Raw genomic sequence first — 15,773 nt, 5'->3', positions numbered from 1 at the left:
AATTGATTTCATGAAATCTGCCACTAGACAGATGGCAGAAGAATACGACCGGATTCAAAAGCGTGCAGCAGAAGACCCCGGTACTGCTGGTGACCAAGGCGAGGAGAATTGGGCAACCTTATTGAGAAATTGGCTACCTCACACATTCCATATAGTAACAAAAGGCAGAATACTTAGCTACAAAGGAATAGCTGGTCCGCAAATTGACATCCTTATTCTCCAACCGGAATATCCGACGCATTTGCTTGACAAGAAACTTTATTTAGCTGGAGGTGTAGTCGCAGCGTTTGAGTGTAAAGTCACTCTAAAGGCTCATCATATAACAGAGTTTACAAAGCATTCAAAAGAAATAAAAGAACATATTTTTGAAGAAACAGGCACACCTTACAAAGAATTGCAAGGCAAAATAATATACGGGCTATTAGCGCATTCACATAGCTGGAAAGGTATTAAATCTAACCCCGTAGATAATATCACAAATCAGATTTACAACACCAACTTGACCTATATAAATCATCCTAAACAGATGCCTGATTTAATATGCGTTGCTGACCTTGCTTTTTGGAATGGCTTTAAGTCCGTCGACTACATGTCCAAAGCTGTTGCAACTAGTCCCGGATACTTCACAATTAATCAACATGATTATCATGCTTCTACTGGCTATTTCTGTTTTGCGTCATCTACCTTGGAAAATCAAAAATTCAAGGAATTTATTACTCCAATCGGCATGCTGATATCTGCTTTATTCGGAAAGATATCATGGCAGTATCCATCCTTAAAAAATTTAGCAGAATACTTCCTCCAATCGCTTAATAAAGGTATTGGAAATGGCATGGCAAGAAAATGGGAAGCATCAATCTATTCGGACAATCTCAAACGAAAATTGGAATCCGGTCAATATTTAAGCAATGACACATGGGATGAATGGTCAAAGTTTATTATCTAACACTTACAACCGCGGGTCCACCGCTTCGCTTTCCAGCGCCAGCACCCCAAACACGCACTGATGCACGCGGCGCAGGGGCTGGCCGGCCACGAAGCGTTCGAGGCTCTCGACGCCGAGGGCGAACTCGCGCAGGGCGAGGTTGCGCTTGGCTTTCACGTTGCGCTGGCGGAGGCGGTCGAGGTGGCCGGGGAGCAGGTAATCGGGGCCGTAGATGATGCGCAGGTACTCGCGGCCCCTGCATTTGAGGGCGGGCTGGAGCAGGCCGCCTTTGCCCTGGGGGATGAAGTCGTAGGGCTTCACCACCATGCCTTCGCCCCCGGCGGCGGTGAGGTCGGTCCACCACTGGATGGCGGCGTCGGTTTCGGCGGCATCGGCGAGGGGCACCACGCGGTAGGGCGTGGCGCGGAGCAGGCCAGAGTCCGCTAATGAGAGGGTGCGCAGGGTTTCCATGTGCCAGGCGTGGTCGCGGTCGAAGTAGGTGCGGCCTTCGGTGGCGAGCAGGTGGAAGGGGGCCAGCTTAAGGTCGTCGAGGGAGTGGACGGGCCAGCAGTAGCGGCGGTAGGCGTCGGCGTAGTGGGCGGCGGCTTCGCGGCGGGTGGTGGTGCGGGCCAGCAGGGCTTCGGCGCCGTCGAGGTCGCGGGCGGCGGCTTCGGCGAGGGCGGCTTCGACCTGGGGCAGGGCGGCGCTGGCGGCGGCGGCCACGGCGGCGTACTGGGTTTTCACCAGCTCCTGGGCTTTGGCCGACCAGGGCAGCAGCTCGGCATCGAGACAAACCCAGTCGGTGTCGAATTTCTCCCAGAAACCGGCCGTGGTGAAGGCGTCGCGCAGGCGGGCGAGGAAGGCCGTTTCGAGGGCGGCATCGGTGAAAAAGTTGCGGCCGGTGCGGGTGTAGCACTTGCCGATGCCCTCGCCCACAAGGCCCAAGCGGCGCTGGATGGCGGCTTCGTTGCGGCCCAATACCAGCACCACGCGGCTGCCCATGTGCTTTTCTTCGCACACCACGCGCTCCACGCCGAGGCGCTTGTAGTAGTCGAAGGCTTCAGCGGGGTGTTCGAGCAGGTCGGGCAGGGCCGAGGTTTCGGTGGGCGACATGGTGGGCGGCAGGTACAGCAGCCACTTGGGATGCAGGGCGAAGCGGCTCATCACCTCCAGGGCAGCCACGGCATTTTCCTCGCGGATGGTGACGCCCTTCATTAAGCGCGTTTCGATGAACTGCTTGCCGGTGACGTCGCGGATATCTAATTCAGCTTCAAGCTGCCAGCTGCTAGCTACAAGCTTTTCGTTCTGGTCTTCGGCTGAGGAAGCTTGCAGCTTGGAGCTTGCCGCTTGAAGCTCCTTGTAATTGAGCGGCCTAGCCGGTTCGCAATAGACCTGCGCGGCGGGCACGGCCACGAGCTCGCGCTCGGGGTAGCGCAGGGCGGTGAGGCGGCCGCCGAACACGCAGCCGGTATCGAGGTCGATGGTATTGTTGAGCCATTCGGCATCGGGCACGGGCGTGTGGCCGAAGGCAACCATGGCCCGGCCCCGGTACTCGCGGGCCCACTCGTAGCGCACGGGCAGGCCGAATTCGTCAATCTCGCCGGTGCTTTCGCCAAACAGCGCGAAGGCCCGCACGGCCCCCGAGCCGCGCCCCTGCATTTCCTCGGTGAGGCCGGCGTGGGCCACGACCAGCTTGCCGCCATCGAGCACGTAGTGGCTCACCAGTCCGTCGAGAAAGCGCCGCACTTCACTTTTGAAGGCTTCGGGTTCGGCTTCGAGCTGGGCCAGGGTTTCGGCCAGGCCGTGGTTGACGGTGACTTTCTTGCCGTTGAGGTGGCGCAGAAGCTTAATGTCGTGGTTGCCGGGCACGCAGAGGGCGGTGCCGTCGCGCACCATGCTCATCACGAGGCGCAGGACCTGTGGGCAGGCGGGACCACGGTCCACGAGGTCGCCGAGGAAGATGGCGCGGCGGCGCGGCCCCGTCACCTCACCCCCTAGCCCCCTCTCCCGCGGAGAGGGGGGACTAGTTTCTAGTTTTTCTACTTCTAGATTAGGTGATTGGCCGTATTCCTCAGTTCCTGATTTTAGGCTATCGCTAGATACTAGTTCCCCCTCTCCGCGGGAGAGGGGGCTAGGGGGTGAGGTGACGACGACCGGCGCCACCACCCGCACGCCCAAATCCCGCACGTCCAAAATCGGCTCCTCCGTCACCTGGTACCCCAGCTGCCCCAGCAGCGCGCGCAACTCTTCGTAGCAGCCGTGCACGTCGCCGATGATGTCGAAGGGACCGGTTTCTTCCTTGCGGTTATTGTAGAGCTGCTCGCGGGTGAGGTGCTGCACGGCGTCGATTTCGGCTACGCTGCGCAGGTGGTGAATGTGCCGGAAGCCCTCCTCCTTCAGCGTGCGCAAGCTGCGGCGCAGCTGCTGGCGGTGGCCGGCAATGACATGCCGGCCCAGGTGGCGGCGGTCGGGGCGCTGGGCATTGCGTTGCTGGGCGACAGATTCGGGCACGTCGAGCACGATGGCCACGGGCAGCACATGGAACTGGCGGGCCAGGGCCACCAGGGGCTTGCGGCCTTCGGGCTGCACGTTGGTGGCATCGACCACAGTGAGCAGTCCGCGCTTCAGGCGCTTGGCCACCAGGTAGTGTAGCAACTCAAAGGCATCTTTGCTGGCCGACTGGTCGTTTTCATCGTCGGCCACCAAGCCCCGGCAGGCATCCGACGACACGATTTCTGTGGGCTTGAACAAGCGCCGCGCAAACGTGGACTTGCCCGCGCCCGTGCTGCCAATGAGGATGATAAGGGAAAGTTCGGGGACCTTGAGGGTATCTTGGGGCATTGGAAAGGGCTGGGAGTAGAATTGCCGAATACAAGATTAGGCACAACCACCCACTATTGACGCAGGATTATGAAAGTCGGCAAGCAATTCAATACGCTCACCTACGGGGAGTATCTGCACCTGATTGAGAACCACAAGAAGTTCACGGATTTCAATACACTGGGGCTATTTCGCTCCATTGTGGAAACCACGAAGCTCAGCCTTGAAGAGAAACTGGAGCTGCGGGAAGTGGCGGTGACAGCGTTTGGGAAGACGTTTGAATTTCTGCAATTGAAAGACCCGGTGACCTATTTCGGAGTAAATGCGCTAGGTAAAACATTAACCAAAGCTGATGAAAGTCAGGCTTGGGACGATATCCGGCAAAACCAGCAGCGAATATTAGAAAGCAAAAAGCTGAGACACCGCAATTTTGGCACGTACTCAAAGCACGAATGTGGCCAAGATACTTGCTATATGCAGGGACTTATGACTAAACAGGGCTCTATCTTAGCATATTATGGTAGTGGGGGAATGGGTTTCGGTTCTGATAGTTGCAGTTGGTCTAAAGAATTAAAAGCGGAGCGGCACAAACGAGATAGAAAATCAGAGCAGCGAATTATTTCTCACCGAATCATGGAGGAATAATTCCCCGCATGGATAAGTACCGCGCCTCCGCTCATGAAAGCGAAATCCTGCCAAATCTGCTGGACCTGACCGATGTCACCGCCATTGGCTTGGCCGAGTTTGAAGGATTTCTCCGTGCCGATATCGTTCTGACGGAATCCCTCACGCCCACCACTAAATTCACCCTACGCTACCTGCTGGAAATGCACCGGCTGGCGCTGGGCCACCTTTACGCCTTCGCAGGTCGCTACCGCGAGGTAAATATTTCCAAAGGCGGCTTTGCCTTTCCAGCCGCCCGGTTTCTACCCGCTTCGATGCAGCAGTTTGAGCAGGAATGGCTGCGCGAGTCTTTATCCGCCGACCGTGGTGCCCTGCTGGACCGGGTGGGTGCCATACACGGCAAGTTGCTGTTCATTCACCCGTTCCGGGAGGGCAACGGGCGCACCGCCCGCCTGCTGGCCAACCTGATACTGTAGCAGCAAGGCCACGAGCGGCTGCGCTGGGAACTGATTGACAAGGTGGCCTTTCCGCGCTACGTGGCGGCGGTGCAACAAAGCGGCTTGGGCAACTACGCGCCCATGCAGGCGCTTATGCGGATGCTTTTCCCAGGCTAGCTTCTACCTTGCGCAAGGCAGCCTGCGCCTGCTCGGCCGAAACCTGGATGCCCTCGATGCGGAACAAGGCGCGCATGGCTTCGGCAATCTGCTGGCGCTTGGCGGCCTGCCGCGGGGCGGTTAGGGTAGGTTTCATGGACGAACGATTTATGATAGCAAGTTAGGAACAAGGAACCAACCGTGCCCGGTTCCGGCGGCCACTAGGCCCCAGCAGGCATCTGACGACACGATTTCCGTGGGCCGGAACAAGCGCCGCGCAAACGTGGACTTGCCCGCGCCCGTGCTGCCAATGAGGATGATAAGGGGACGTTCGGGGACCTTGAGGGTATCTTGGGGCATTGTTTCTGCTTGGAGAATGTTAGCTAATTCGCTAACTTTGCCGTATGGCCGATGAGTTTGTTCGCAACGTATTCTACTACCGCCGCTTCTACCTCGATTTCTTCGCCACGCTGAAGCCGGAGGTGCAAAAGAAATTCAACTGGACCTTGAAGCTGCTATCCACCGTGGAGCGGGTGCCCGAAAAATACTTCAAACACCTCACCGGCAGCTCCGGCCTGTACGAAATCCGGGTCGAAGTCGGCTCCGATATCTACCGCGTCTTCAGCTTCTTCGATAAGGGCCAGCTCATTATCCTCGTCAACGGCTTCCAGAAAAAGACCCCTAAAACGCCCAAAGGCGAGCTGGAATTAGCCGAAAAAATCAAGAAACAATACTTCGATGAAAAACCAACCCGCTAACCACCTCACCTCTTTCGCCGACCACCTCACCGCGCAATACGGCGAGCCCGGCACGCCAGCCCGCGAAGAGTTTGAAGAAGGCTTCGAATCCTTCAAGCTTGGAGCCATGCTGCAAGAGTTGCGCAAGGAAAAAGGCCTGACGCAGGCGCAGCTAGCGGAGAAATGCGGCACGACGAAAACATACATCTCGCGCATTGAAAACGATGCTTCGGATATCCGGCTTTCCACGCTTATGCGGATAATTCGGGAAGGCTTGGGCGGGCATTTGAAGTTGAGCGTGGAGTAACACCAACTACATGAAATTAAAGAATTTATTTATCGCCGCTGCTATGCTCTTTGGCTTGTTTGGTTGCAAACCCAGTAAGAAGAACGAAGCCTTCAAAGCATTTAATGAGGGAGTTGCTTTTTCGCTAACTGCAATCGACTTATTTGAGCAGAAGGCATACGAACAATCTGATTCACTCAATAAGAAAGCCATTAACAAATTTCAAGAGACACTCCTCATTGACTCTACACACAGTGGGACAAGGAGTGCATTAGGACACAGCTATTACCTCGTACGCCAGTTCAAAGAATCCATCAACTGGTTTGAGAAAGCAAATAAAATTGATGGTGAGTCTGCTATCAACTTTCGTGAGCTTGGGCTTAGTCGAATTAATTTAGGTCGGGTGCCAGAAGGGCATCAAGACTTGCAAATGGCATTCGAGCTGGATAAATCGCAAGAAATTCGCAGTATTACTACTGACGATTGATATGACATAGGCAAATTAGCTTTCGAGTACGGTGACGGCTACCTAGCGCAGGGTGAAGCTGAAAAAGGCAAGGATTACAAGTTATTTTCTATCGACGTGTTGAGACTAGCATATAACATCGATAAAAACCGAAAGGATATAGCACGAACTATTGCGGAACTATCTGAAAAAGTTGGAGACAAGGCAACAGCGGAAACCTATCGCAAAAAATAGCCTACGCTAACCCAAACACCGCCATCTGCGAGGGCGCGCCGACGCCTTCCACCTCCTCCCCCATGCCCACGAGGCGCACCTGATACCCGTGCCGCTCCGCCACGCCGACAGCCCAGGCGGCGAACTCGGCGCGGGACCATTCGAAGCGGTGGTCGGTGTGGCGGAATTCGCCGGCGTTGAGCTTTTCGAAGAGCTGGTTGTAATCGGCGTTGGGGGTGGTGACGAAGACGTGCGCCGGGCGGGCCTGGCCAAACACCACGGCTTCAAGGGCGGCGAGGCGGTTTTCGTCGAGGTGCTCGATGACTTCGACCAGGGCCGCCGCGTCGAAGCCGGCGAGGCGCTCGTCGCGGTAGAGCAGCGAGCCCTGGATGAGGTCGAGGCGGGCGCGTTGGCGCGGGGGCATCTCGTCGAGGTGCAGGCGGATGGCGGCGCGGGTCAGGGCCTGGTGCGATACGTCCATGCCGAGGATGTACTCGATTTTGGGCTGGGGCAGGAGCAGACGCAGCAGCTTGCCTTCGCCGCAGCCCAGGTCGAGCACGCGCCTGGGGGCGAGGTCGTAGATTTCGTGGGCGACTTGCTGGAGGCGCTGGTCGTGGAGTCTCAGGCGTTGGTCGCCCGTCACCTCACCCCCTGGCCCCCTCTCCTTGGGGAGAGGGGGAGCCAGACGATTTTCCTCGTCAGCAACAACGGCAGGGGCAAGACCGGTGTCCCCTCTCCCCAAGGAGAGGGGGTCAGGGGGTGAGGTTTCCGTCAAAACGACCTCATCCCCTTCCATCAGCCGCTCCAGCGTGGGGTTCACATACGCCGCCAAATACCGCAAATACCGCCGCGTGATAAACCCGCGCTCCGGGTGCTGGGGCAGCCAGTCGCCGCCACGGTGCAGCAGCTTCTCGGCCTCGTTTTCGCCGATGTAGTAGTGCTTGTCGTTGTCGAGCACCGGGAGCAGGACGTAGAGGTGCGTGAGCACATCCTGCAGGCGCAGGCCGGCGTGGCGCAGGTGCAGGATGTAGTAGCGGCTGTCGCCCCATTCGGGCTGGGTGGGGTCGAGCGGGGTGGTTTCGATGTTCACCTCGTAGCCCAGCGGCTCGAAGAGGCGGCGGGGCCAGTCGGGACCGGGCGCGGACACGACGGCCACTTTAATGGCCAGCGGCATCGCTTCGTTGGGCAGGTCAGGCCGGTCTTTGCAGGTGCCGTTCATAGCCGTGCCGAAGGCTTTGCTCAGGGCCGCGCTCAGGAAGGACGAGGCCACGTAGGGCCGGTCGTTCACGTACTGCTCCAAGGCAAAGCCTTCGCCGCTGCCGCCGCTCCGGCCGCGCACCAGGCCGATGGGGTCGAGGTCGAGGAGCAGGGCGGCGGTGCAGCGCTCGGCGGTGGCTTCGGGGTAGAAAACGTGGGCCTGGCCGCCGGCTACTTCAATGCTTTGCAGGCGCGCCGGGTTCTTGTGGAGCAGGTAGCCGAGGTCGGTGGCGGGCTGGTAGGTGGTGGAGATGGTGAGGAGCATGGGCGACAGGCAGAAATTCAGGAGCCCGAATGTAGCACGAGGTTGGCCAGCGAAGGGCGAGGTTACAAGTTGAGAAGTAGGTTTGCGGACTGCTAAGCCGTTTATTGGCCCCATTTCTCCCGTTACCGCTGCTTCCCGTGCCCGACTCCCCTCCTGCTTCCGCCCCCATCGGCCCGTCCCTTACCGATTTCGCCAGCTTCTACCTCTACGGCCTCACCAACCAGCCCTACCAGCAATCGGCTGATTTGGGGAAGTTTGGCGAGCTGTACCAGCAGGTTATCGGGGCACATGGCGGCCTGGGCATCGCCAGCTCCTTCCACCCTTACCAGCTGGTCAATCAGGCCGGTATTACGGTGTGGTACGCGGCCTACGCGCAGCTCTACTCCCAGCCCAACCGGCTCGAGCTATTTGCCGAAATGACCGTCGAAAAGGCTTCTTTCGTGGTGGAGCCCCCGGCCTCGTTTGCCGAGTTTCACGTCTGGCCCGACACCCGCCTCACCACCGACGAAAACCCGATTTTCGGCCGGTTCGTCCCCTTCGTCATTCCCTTCCTGGTGCGCAAAGACCCGGAATTACTGCGCTGGGATGCCGAATTTGTCGCCGCCGAGGGCAACCAGGCCCGCATCAATGCCTATCTGGAAACGGTGAATGCCGCCATCAAATTTGTGCAGCCCGCGCCGGCCTTCGTGCTGGGCTTTGGGGAGTTTGATGAGCAGCAACCGGAGCTGTTAATTGAGAAGTTTCTGAGCTGCCGCAATATGCTGCTGTAGCGTGGACTTTTAGTCTGCTTAGTGCGCGAGCGGCCGCTTACCGGCCCAGGTTGCGCGAGCTACGGACTACAAAGTCCACGTTACTTTCTACCGCCTGCCCGCCCAGAAACGCCTGGTACCAGCGCCCCGAGTCCTTCACAATGCGCTCCTGCGTTTCGTAATCGACGTGAACCAACCCGAAGCGGGGGCCGTAGCCCTCGGCCCACTCGAAGTTATCGGTGAGGCTCCAGGCAAAATAGCCGCTCACGTCCACGCCTTCGCGCCGGGCCCGCAGCACCTGCCCGATGGCCGCCTGCAGGTACGCCCGGCGGGCGGCATCAGCCACCCGGCCGTCCATTGCCACGTCCGGAAACGCTGAGCCACTTTCAGTTATCATCAACGTTGGTGCATTTGGATAAGCGGCAAACTGTTTCAACATTTGGTAAACCGACTCGGGGTACACCTCCCAACCCATGTCGGTATAAGGCACGCCGCGCTGCTTGGCAGATACCAGCGCCGCCCATTGCAGCGGCAGCCAGGGCGAAAATTTCACCACTTCCCGGGTATAGTTCTGGATGCCCCAGAAGTCGAAATCGAACTGCATGCGCTGCTCGTCGCCGGGTTTCTGGTAGCGCTCCAGCAGCCAGCGCAGGGCGGGCAGCTCGGCCACGGGGTAGCCCAGGCCCAGGGTGGGTTCCACAAAAAAGCGGTTCAGCAAGGCATCGGCGCGGCGGGTGGCGGCTTCGTCGGAGCGGTTACCGGGGCGGTGCGGCGTGAGGTGCGAGCACGAAAACGTGGTACCAATCCGGGCCGAGTCCGGTAGCATGGCACGCAGGGCCCGGCCGCCCTCGGCCTGGGCCAGCGTGGCATGGTGGGCCGCCGCCAGGAAGGCCCCGAGGTGCCGCCGGCCGGGCGCGTGCACCCCCAGCAGGTGGCCCGCGCCCACAAACACCATCGGCTCATTCAGCACGGCCCACTGCGGCACCCGGTCGCCGAGGCGGCGGGCCATGATTTGGGCATAATCGGCAAACCAGTTTACAATGTCGCGGGTGGCCCAGCCGCCCCGGGCCTGCAGGGCGCTGGGCAGGTCCCAGTGGTAGAGCGTGAGCAGGGGCCGCAGGTCGCGCTCCAGGCAGGCATCCACCAGCCGGTCGTAGTAGTCGAGGCCGCGGCGGTTCACGGCCCCGGTGCCCTCGGGCAGCACCCGCGCCCACGCGGCCGAGAACCGGAAATCGGTCAGGCCCATGCCACTGGCCAGGTCCAGGTCGGTTTCGTAGCGGTTGTAGAAATCGGCGGCCACGCGCCCGTGCTCGTTGCGCCGGATGGCCCCCTTGCGGCGCGTAAAATCGTCCCAGATGCTGGGGCCTTTGCCCTGGTGCTGCCACGCGCCCTCCGTCTGGTAAGCGGCGGCCGAGGCGCCCCATTGGAAATCAGGCCCAAAATCGGCCCGGGAAAAGGGAAGCGGAGCGGAGGCCGGGTAGAAAGCGGCAGGCAGCGGCTCGGAGTAGTTGGGCGGTAGTTTAAGCATGCGCGGGGCGCGGAGGTATTTATTAATAGTGAACGTCATGCAGATTGGACGTCATGCAGAGCGCAGCGAAGCATCTTTACCGACGTAGTAATTCAATCGAGCCAACGAAGCGGTAAAGGTGCTTCGCTGCGCTCCGCATGACGTTCTTTTACACTTTTTACTGGCCTGCAACCGCCCCAACACCATTTCCATACAATTGCTCCCGCAGCAGCTTATCAATCACGGCGGCCGTTTGGTCGGGGTAATCCACGGGGATGGTTTCGTCGCGGTTCAGCCACTGGTCCACCTTGTCCAGGTTCTTGTCTTTGAAGTTTTTGATGACGGGCACGCCCATCTGGGCCAGCGCGGCAGCGTTGCACTGCTGCTCGTACTGCTGCTTCATGGGCATCACCAACAGCTTTTTGCCCAGGTACAGCGCCTCGGCGGGGGTTTCGAAACCGGCCCCGCAGAGCACGCCGGCCGAGCGGGCCAGGCTGTCGAGAAAGGCCGGGCCGCTCACGGGCCACACCTGCACGTTGCCGTAGGTGGCGGGCGTCTGGCTGTGCTTGCTGAACACCTCCCAGCGCACGCGGCGGCTCAGGTGCTGCAGGCGCTCCACCAGTATTTCCTCCTCGTAGGCCGGCAGGTACACGGTGTAGTGGCCTTCGTTGGCGGGGCTCAGCTCGCGCACCTGCTGGCGGATGACCGGCGTGGAAATTTCCGGCGCATACGACTGAAAATGAAAGCCGTACTGCGCCGTACTCGGGGCGTAGTGCTTCAGCACGGCGCGGCCGGCGGGGTCTTCGGCATCGGGGCGCGGCGCGGCCGGATGGAGCACGGCGCTCTGGTGGCTGAGGGCCACGCAGGGCACTTGCCGCAGCTTGCAGGCCCAGCTGCTCACCGGCTCAAAATCACTGATAACCAAATCATACGCCTCCACCGGCAGGTGCCGGACTTCGTGCAGAAATTTCGCCGAGTTGAACTGCAAAAACGTCTTCACGAAATTGATGCCGCCCTTTTTGCCAAACACAAACCCCATGCCCTGCGCCTTGTACTTCACCTCAAAGGGCAGGGGCAAATCGGCGGGCGGGCCGCTCACCAGCAGGTCGAGCTGCTGGCAGCGGCTTTGCAGCAGCGGCACCACGTCGAGGGCGCGGCTGAGGTGGCCGTTGCCGGTGCCCTGGATGGCGTAGAGGATTCGGGACATTTAATTGTTTCAGACTGAATAGTAGCGCAATAAACTGAACGTCATGCTGAGCGTAGTCGAAGCATCTCTACCGCTTCGTTGTGGGAGCAATTAATTACTCTTGCAGTCGAGATGCTTCGGCTGCGCTCAGCATGACGTGTCTTATTGCTGTTTAACACCATCTTTTACGCCTTAATCTTAAACTCGGCCAACAACACTTCCAGCAGCTGCGCCGGGTTGGCATCGGCGAGCTCCTCGGCGGCGTCGGCCGCTTCGGCTTCGGCGGCCTGCTGCATGCGGGGGTCGTCGTTGTAATAATAGAGCTGCCAGCCGGCTTCGGCGGTGTATTCCAGGGCGGTCAGGTTTTCTACCCAATCGCCGGAATTCAGGTAAATCACCTCCCCTTTTTCGGTGGGCAGGGGCTTGATTTCGGGCTGGTGGATGTGCCCGCAGGCCACGTAGCGGTAGCCTTCATCGGCGGCAATGGCGGCGGCCGTTTCCTCGAAGTTGCTCACGGCCGAAATCGCCGATTTCACCCGTTCCTTCACCAGCTTGCTCAGCGCCACCCGGGGCCGGCCGAGCTTCGCCAGCAGGTAATTCACGAAGCGGTTTATCAGAATCAGCAGGTCGTAGCCGTGGCCGCCGAGCTTGGCCAGCCAGCGCGAGTGCCGCATGGTCACGTCAAACACGTCGCCGTGAAACAGCCAGGTGCGGCCGTGGGGCAGGTCGAGCACCAGCTTATTATCGAGGCGGAAATTGCCCAGCTTCAGGCCGGCGAATTTGCGCAGCAGCTCGTCGTGGTTGCCGGTCAGGTAATGGATTTTGACGCCCTTGGCGGCCAGGCCGGCCAGGTAGCGCACCACCCGCATGTGGGCCGGCGGCCAGTAGTTTTTGCTGAACTGCCAGATGTCCACGATGTCGCCGTTGAGCACCAGCACCTGCGGCCGGATGCTCTTGAGATAGCGCAGCAGCTCGGTGGCGTGGCAGCCATACGTACCCAGGTGCACGTCGCTGATGACGGCCACCTGCACGCGGCGCTTGCGGCGGGCTTTGGGCCTGGGCACAATCACCGGGGGCATTTCCCCGATTCCGGACGAAGGCGCGGGGGCCATCCTCATGCGGCCGCCGGTTGAATGAACCGCCCACCCCGCGCCGGCCCCGCCTGCCGACGCGGCCGGATGGCCGGGCCCATCGGCCGGCGGCCAAACTCGCCCCCCAGGGCCGAGCGCAGGCTACCCAGCGTGTGCAGCGCATACGCACACCACAGGGCCAGCCGAAACAACTCGTACACGAGCCAGCGCCCCAGGCGGCGCAGCCCCGAAATCAAAGCCGGAAAGTACATAGCAGGAAGGTTTATAACCGGTGAAAATCCTGCTTTCAAAGTTCGCCCGTACCTGTGAAGCCTGCATTACGACCGGATTACGCTTAAATCAACAAGTGCCCGGCGGGGCCAGTCCAATTTTCCAGGGGGTGATGCGGGGGATTCCGGCGGGGCCTTCGTTTCTTTGTAGCCCCAGTTATCCATCGTCCGAATCCGTCTTCTTAAACTCCTTATTTTAATCGCCCCGATGCAGTTTTTACCCCATTTGCGCCGCCATTTTCTTACCGTTGCCCTGCTGTGCCTGTGCGCCGGGGCCGCCCTGGCCCAGCCCACCGGCAAGGCCGCCAAAGGCCGCAGCCGCTACACCTTCTCCCAGCGAGATACGGAGTCGCCTTACGTGAAAAACCTGACCAAAAACACCGACGACGAGCAGGACATCGACGGCTCCTTCACCCGCCTCGGCTACCGCTCCTACACCGACATCCTCACGGAAATCACCCACCTCAAAAAGCTGCACGACTGGGCCGATACCACCTACCAGCGCCGCGTGGCTGCCATTCCGGCCGGCGGCACGCTGGTGGTCATCGTGCACCGCCAGGGCCCCAAAGGTGTGGAAATGGCCAACCTCACCCTCACCGCCACCGACAAAGCCGGCAAGGAAGTTTTCGCCCAAACCCTGGCCCCCGCCACCGGCCGCTTCTTCGGCCGCGACCTTTACCAGGGCAAAGCCGTCATCCCCTTCCCCAAAATGGACCCGCAGGAACTCAACGTGAGCATCCGCGACGCCAAACTGTACCAAACGTTTGACTACACGCTGGAACTGCCGGCGGCGCAGTAGCCGCAATAGTTTCTTTTCGCTTCAATGGGGCGACATTCGCGGCGGCGGGTGTCGCCCCTTTTTATTGAAATTAGTGACTGGCGCAACAAGTGCAGCACCCAACGCCTTCACCAAGACCTTCGCAACAGCTTCATTCGTGAAGGTGATGCCGTGATGAACTTTATTTGACTGAATTGTGTAAATAAATTTACCAAATTCAGAAATAATACATATCTTCACTCCGAAGCTTATGCATCTGTTACCCACCGTAATGTTGCCGGCACCTTAGGCGCTATTCATGCAGATTCTCACGAAGAAGGTCATTCGGGATTACGGCAACAACCAGCATCCCGATGTGGCCGAAGCATTACTGGAATGGTTTGAAATGGCTGAAGCGGCTGAATGGCAAACTGCTGCCGACGTACCGGCCCGCTACGTGGGCAATAACCGCTACGTTTTCAACATCATGGGCAACCGCTTTCGCCTCATCGTTCGCATTTTCTTTCCGGCTTACCAAGTGTACGTCCGTTTTCTGGGCACCCACGCCGAGTACGACCGCATACCCGACATCACCACCGTTTAGCCTCATCCCGCCCCCTCACCCATTCGCACCATGACCCACGTCCTGCATACGGAAAAGGAATACCAGGCCACTATGAAGCGGCTTGAGCACCTCATCGACCACGAACCCAGCAACCTGGATGAAATTAAAGCCCTCGGTCACGCCGCCAACGAATACGAGAACAGTCACGGCCATCGCCCCGTCGCGCCCACCTCCCTCATCGGCATTCTGGAACGTGAAATGGTAGCCCGCCGTCTAAAAAAACAAGACCTGGCTGCCCTGCTTGGCATTGCCAATAGCCGCCTAAGCGAAGTGCTGAACGGCAAACGCGCCATCAATCTGGACCTAGCCAAGCGGCTATATCAGAAGCTGGGCATTTCGGCGGAGCTGATTTTGGAATTCGCTTGAGAGCGCTACTCCGGCAATAGATTAATTATCAATAAACTACCTCAAACCTCGGCACTTACAGATTCTTCGGCCGCGACCTCTACCAGGGCAAAGCCGTCATCCCCTTTCCCAAAATGGACCCGCAGGAGCTCAACGTGAGCATCCGAGATGCCAAGAGTTGTACCAAACGTTTGACTACACGCTGGAGCTGCCGGCGGCGCAGTAGCGCTGCCGTAAGGCCGTTGCTTTCGACTGGCCTACTTTCAAGGGATGCATGTAAGTCTGAATCTAAGCACCCAATTTAAACGCAAATGCTCTACTGCAGCTTTACAACAGATTCTGAGCCCAAAGTTATTGGTGTGCGTGATGGCATGGCGCAGGTAAACGTCAAGTTTGACCGCTTCACCGACCAGACAACTCAAGCGGAAATGGAGCGTTTTTTCGACTTTCGCACCTACTGGCAGCACGACAACCACATTCCTCCCCGACCTTTCCGCGTCGAGTACGCCGAACTCCGCTCCCGGGCAAAGCTCACCGATTTCCTGGAATCTGACTTGTACTACATGGGGTGTCCATTTATGCTCAGCAGGCGAGCCCGTGAGGTATTCGAACTCCATGAACTTGGGCCCAGCTACTGGTTCGATGTAATTATCTACGACAAGGCAGGCCTGCTGGTCAGCAACGACTATTCTCTCTTTTATTGCCCCTACCTAGGCTACGAGGCCATCGACTTTGCCCGTTCGCGCTTCCGGCTCAATCTTTCCTTACCTGCTTCACCGCGGTGGGAGTACATTAAGCTGCCCAGCTTGCAAACCTTCGAAGCCTTTTGTAATACAAAGCATAAAATCCCCAATATCGAATCGTTGGTTATGAGTGAGCAGTTCGACCGCAGTCTAGATTATTTCAAGTGCCGTATTGGTCCCATTTTTATGTCAGAGCGTCTGCAAAATGCGGTAAAAGAAGCAGGCCTCACAAATGCAGTTTTTCCACTTAAGACCGGCTCCGTGGCATTTGCTGACTGATTTATGAGTTTTACTCTAACGGTTAAAGTAGTCCAG

19 protein-coding genes are annotated in these 15,773 nt (G+C 58.7%); 11 read left to right on the top strand and 8 right to left on the bottom strand.

What is annotated here, in order from left to right; genetic code table 11:
- Positions 1-10 precede the first annotated feature (10 nt).
- Positions 11-946 carry a DUF6602 domain-containing protein gene (locus HBN54_RS10055; RefSeq protein ID WP_168673073.1) on the top strand — a complete coding sequence of 312 codons (936 nt, stop codon included), beginning with the start codon at positions 11-13 and terminating at the stop codon, positions 944-946.
- A gap of 3 nt (positions 947-949) precedes the next feature.
- Here HBN54_RS10055 and HBN54_RS10050 read toward each other — a convergent pair whose 3' ends face one another.
- Complete coding sequence (locus HBN54_RS10050) at positions 950-3,766, bottom strand: polynucleotide kinase-phosphatase (RefSeq protein WP_168673072.1); 2,817 nt, start codon at positions 3,764-3,766, stop codon at positions 950-952.
- A 69-nt stretch (positions 3,767-3,835) separates the two neighbouring features.
- Here HBN54_RS10050 and HBN54_RS10045 point away from each other — a divergent pair, with 69 nt between their 5' ends.
- Together HBN54_RS10045 and HBN54_RS10040 are read left to right on the top strand one after the other, a co-directional pair.
- Positions 3,836-4,390 carry a hypothetical protein gene (locus HBN54_RS10045; RefSeq protein WP_168673071.1) on the top strand — a complete coding sequence of 185 codons (555 nt, stop codon included), beginning with the start codon at positions 3,836-3,838 and terminating at the stop codon, positions 4,388-4,390.
- Positions 4,391-4,398: 8 nt separating this feature from the next.
- Positions 4,399-4,845: a Fic/DOC family protein gene (locus HBN54_RS10040; protein WP_210428013.1), complete on the top strand. Its 447-nt coding sequence runs from the start codon at positions 4,399-4,401 to the stop codon at positions 4,843-4,845.
- A gap of 112 nt (positions 4,846-4,957) precedes the next feature.
- On the opposite strand, the gene HBN54_RS10035 is transcribed toward HBN54_RS10040, so the two are convergent.
- Together HBN54_RS10035 and HBN54_RS10030 are read right to left on the bottom strand one after the other, a co-directional pair.
- Complete coding sequence (locus HBN54_RS10035) at positions 4,958-5,119, bottom strand: hypothetical protein (RefSeq protein ID WP_168673070.1); 162 nt, start codon at positions 5,117-5,119, stop codon at positions 4,958-4,960.
- Positions 5,120-5,130: 11 nt separating this feature from the next.
- Positions 5,131-5,322: an AAA family ATPase gene (locus HBN54_RS10030; protein WP_168673069.1), complete on the bottom strand. Its 192-nt coding sequence runs from the start codon at positions 5,320-5,322 to the stop codon at positions 5,131-5,133.
- 44 nt (positions 5,323-5,366) lie between these two features.
- Here HBN54_RS10030 and HBN54_RS10025 point away from each other — a divergent pair, with 44 nt between their 5' ends.
- The 3 genes from HBN54_RS10025 to HBN54_RS10015 are packed head-to-tail and all read left to right on the top strand — an operon-like array spanning position 5,367 to position 6,472.
- Positions 5,367-5,720 (top strand): type II toxin-antitoxin system RelE/ParE family toxin, encoded by a 354-nt coding sequence (locus HBN54_RS10025; RefSeq protein ID WP_168673068.1) that lies wholly within the window; start codon positions 5,367-5,369, stop codon positions 5,718-5,720.
- Positions 5,701-6,006 carry a helix-turn-helix domain-containing protein gene (locus HBN54_RS10020; protein ID WP_168673067.1) on the top strand — a complete coding sequence of 102 codons (306 nt, stop codon included), beginning with the start codon at positions 5,701-5,703 and terminating at the stop codon, positions 6,004-6,006. The genes HBN54_RS10025 and HBN54_RS10020 overlap by 20 nt, the downstream gene beginning before the upstream one ends.
- Before the next feature lie 10 nt (positions 6,007-6,016).
- A complete protein-coding gene (locus tag HBN54_RS10015; protein WP_168673066.1) occupies positions 6,017-6,472 on the top strand; it encodes a tetratricopeptide repeat protein in 456 nt (151 codons plus the stop codon).
- A 214-nt stretch (positions 6,473-6,686) separates the two neighbouring features.
- On the opposite strand, the gene HBN54_RS10010 is transcribed toward HBN54_RS10015, so the two are convergent.
- On the bottom strand, positions 6,687-8,186 hold the full coding sequence (locus HBN54_RS10010; RefSeq protein WP_168673065.1) for a 3' terminal RNA ribose 2'-O-methyltransferase Hen1: 1,500 nt from the start codon (positions 8,184-8,186) through the stop codon (positions 6,687-6,689).
- Positions 8,187-8,323: 137 nt separating this feature from the next.
- Between HBN54_RS10010 and HBN54_RS10005 the strand changes: the two genes are divergently transcribed.
- Complete coding sequence (locus HBN54_RS10005; protein ID WP_168673064.1) at positions 8,324-8,956, top strand: hypothetical protein; 633 nt, start codon at positions 8,324-8,326, stop codon at positions 8,954-8,956.
- 37 nt (positions 8,957-8,993) lie between these two features.
- On the opposite strand, the gene HBN54_RS10000 is transcribed toward HBN54_RS10005, so the two are convergent.
- The 4 genes from HBN54_RS10000 to HBN54_RS09985 all read right to left on the bottom strand — a co-directional run bounded on the left by HBN54_RS10000 (position 8,994) and on the right by HBN54_RS09985 (position 12,970).
- Complete coding sequence (locus HBN54_RS10000; protein ID WP_168673264.1) at positions 8,994-10,463, bottom strand: GH1 family beta-glucosidase; 1,470 nt, start codon at positions 10,461-10,463, stop codon at positions 8,994-8,996.
- Positions 10,464-10,620: 157 nt separating this feature from the next.
- The gene (locus HBN54_RS09995; protein WP_168673063.1) at positions 10,621-11,649 is read right to left on the bottom strand and encodes a glycosyltransferase family protein; all 1,029 of its coding nucleotides are present in this window, start codon (positions 11,647-11,649) and stop codon (positions 10,621-10,623) included.
- Positions 11,650-11,813: 164 nt separating this feature from the next.
- The gene (locus HBN54_RS09990) at positions 11,814-12,692 is read right to left on the bottom strand and encodes a UDP-2,3-diacylglucosamine diphosphatase (RefSeq protein WP_317170204.1); all 879 of its coding nucleotides are present in this window, start codon (positions 12,690-12,692) and stop codon (positions 11,814-11,816) included.
- Positions 12,693-12,742: 50 nt separating this feature from the next.
- Positions 12,743-12,970, bottom strand: a complete 228-nt coding sequence (locus HBN54_RS09985; RefSeq protein ID WP_168673062.1) for a hypothetical protein — start codon at positions 12,968-12,970, stop codon at positions 12,743-12,745.
- Between the two features lie 226 nt (positions 12,971-13,196).
- Here HBN54_RS09985 and HBN54_RS09980 point away from each other — a divergent pair, with 226 nt between their 5' ends.
- The 4 genes from HBN54_RS09980 to HBN54_RS09965 all read left to right on the top strand — a co-directional run bounded on the left by HBN54_RS09980 (position 13,197) and on the right by HBN54_RS09965 (position 15,737).
- Entirely contained in the window at positions 13,197-13,787 is a 591-nt protein-coding gene (locus HBN54_RS09980; RefSeq protein WP_168673061.1) for a hypothetical protein, read from the top strand.
- Between the two features lie 277 nt (positions 13,788-14,064).
- Positions 14,065-14,349, top strand: coding sequence for a type II toxin-antitoxin system HigB family toxin (locus tag HBN54_RS09975; protein WP_168673060.1), 285 nt, complete (start codon positions 14,065-14,067; stop codon positions 14,347-14,349).
- Between the two features lie 30 nt (positions 14,350-14,379).
- The gene (locus tag HBN54_RS09970) at positions 14,380-14,736 is read left to right on the top strand and encodes a helix-turn-helix domain-containing protein (RefSeq protein ID WP_168673059.1); all 357 of its coding nucleotides are present in this window, start codon (positions 14,380-14,382) and stop codon (positions 14,734-14,736) included.
- A gap of 290 nt (positions 14,737-15,026) precedes the next feature.
- Positions 15,027-15,737: a hypothetical protein gene (locus HBN54_RS09965; protein ID WP_168673058.1), complete on the top strand. Its 711-nt coding sequence runs from the start codon at positions 15,027-15,029 to the stop codon at positions 15,735-15,737.
- Positions 15,738-15,773 lie beyond the last annotated feature (36 nt).

Source organism: Hymenobacter artigasi, assembly GCF_012275535.1.
GTDB lineage: Bacteria > Bacteroidota > Bacteroidia > Cytophagales > Hymenobacteraceae > Hymenobacter > Hymenobacter artigasi.
Note: the sequence above shows the minus strand (reverse complement) of the source record. Positions and strands in the feature narration are given on the sequence as shown.

Excerpts from the sequence above, each read along its gene's own strand:
- HBN54_RS10025 (WP_168673068.1), top strand. The coding sequence starts at position 5,367 with ATGGCCGATGAGTTTGTTCGCAACGTATTCTACTACCGCCGCTTCTAC.
- HBN54_RS09970 (WP_168673059.1), top strand. The coding sequence starts at position 14,380 with ATGACCCACGTCCTGCATACGGAAAAGGAATACCAGGCCACTATGAAG.
- HBN54_RS09995 (WP_168673063.1), bottom strand. The coding sequence starts at position 11,649 with ATGTCCCGAATCCTCTACGCCATCCAGGGCACCGGCAACGGCCACCTC.
- HBN54_RS10015 (WP_168673066.1), top strand. The coding sequence starts at position 6,017 with ATGAAATTAAAGAATTTATTTATCGCCGCTGCTATGCTCTTTGGCTTG.
- HBN54_RS09985 (WP_168673062.1), bottom strand. The coding sequence starts at position 12,970 with ATGTACTTTCCGGCTTTGATTTCGGGGCTGCGCCGCCTGGGGCGCTGG.
- HBN54_RS10030 (WP_168673069.1), bottom strand. The coding sequence starts at position 5,322 with ATGCCCCAAGATACCCTCAAGGTCCCCGAACGTCCCCTTATCATCCTC.
- HBN54_RS09975 (WP_168673060.1), top strand. The coding sequence starts at position 14,065 with ATGCAGATTCTCACGAAGAAGGTCATTCGGGATTACGGCAACAACCAG.
- HBN54_RS10040 (WP_210428013.1), top strand. The coding sequence starts at position 4,399 with ATGGATAAGTACCGCGCCTCCGCTCATGAAAGCGAAATCCTGCCAAAT.
- HBN54_RS10000 (WP_168673264.1), bottom strand. The coding sequence starts at position 10,463 with ATGCTTAAACTACCGCCCAACTACTCCGAGCCGCTGCCTGCCGCTTTC.
- HBN54_RS10055 (WP_168673073.1), top strand. The coding sequence starts at position 11 with ATGAAATCTGCCACTAGACAGATGGCAGAAGAATACGACCGGATTCAA.
- HBN54_RS10010 (WP_168673065.1), bottom strand. The coding sequence starts at position 8,186 with ATGCTCCTCACCATCTCCACCACCTACCAGCCCGCCACCGACCTCGGC.
- HBN54_RS10020 (WP_168673067.1), top strand. The coding sequence starts at position 5,701 with ATGAAAAACCAACCCGCTAACCACCTCACCTCTTTCGCCGACCACCTC.
- HBN54_RS09965 (WP_168673058.1), top strand. The coding sequence starts at position 15,027 with ATGCTCTACTGCAGCTTTACAACAGATTCTGAGCCCAAAGTTATTGGT.
- HBN54_RS10035 (WP_168673070.1), bottom strand. The coding sequence starts at position 5,119 with ATGAAACCTACCCTAACCGCCCCGCGGCAGGCCGCCAAGCGCCAGCAG.
- HBN54_RS10045 (WP_168673071.1), top strand. The coding sequence starts at position 3,836 with ATGAAAGTCGGCAAGCAATTCAATACGCTCACCTACGGGGAGTATCTG.
- HBN54_RS09980 (WP_168673061.1), top strand. The coding sequence starts at position 13,197 with ATGCAGTTTTTACCCCATTTGCGCCGCCATTTTCTTACCGTTGCCCTG.
- HBN54_RS10050 (WP_168673072.1), bottom strand. The coding sequence starts at position 3,766 with ATGCCCCAAGATACCCTCAAGGTCCCCGAACTTTCCCTTATCATCCTC.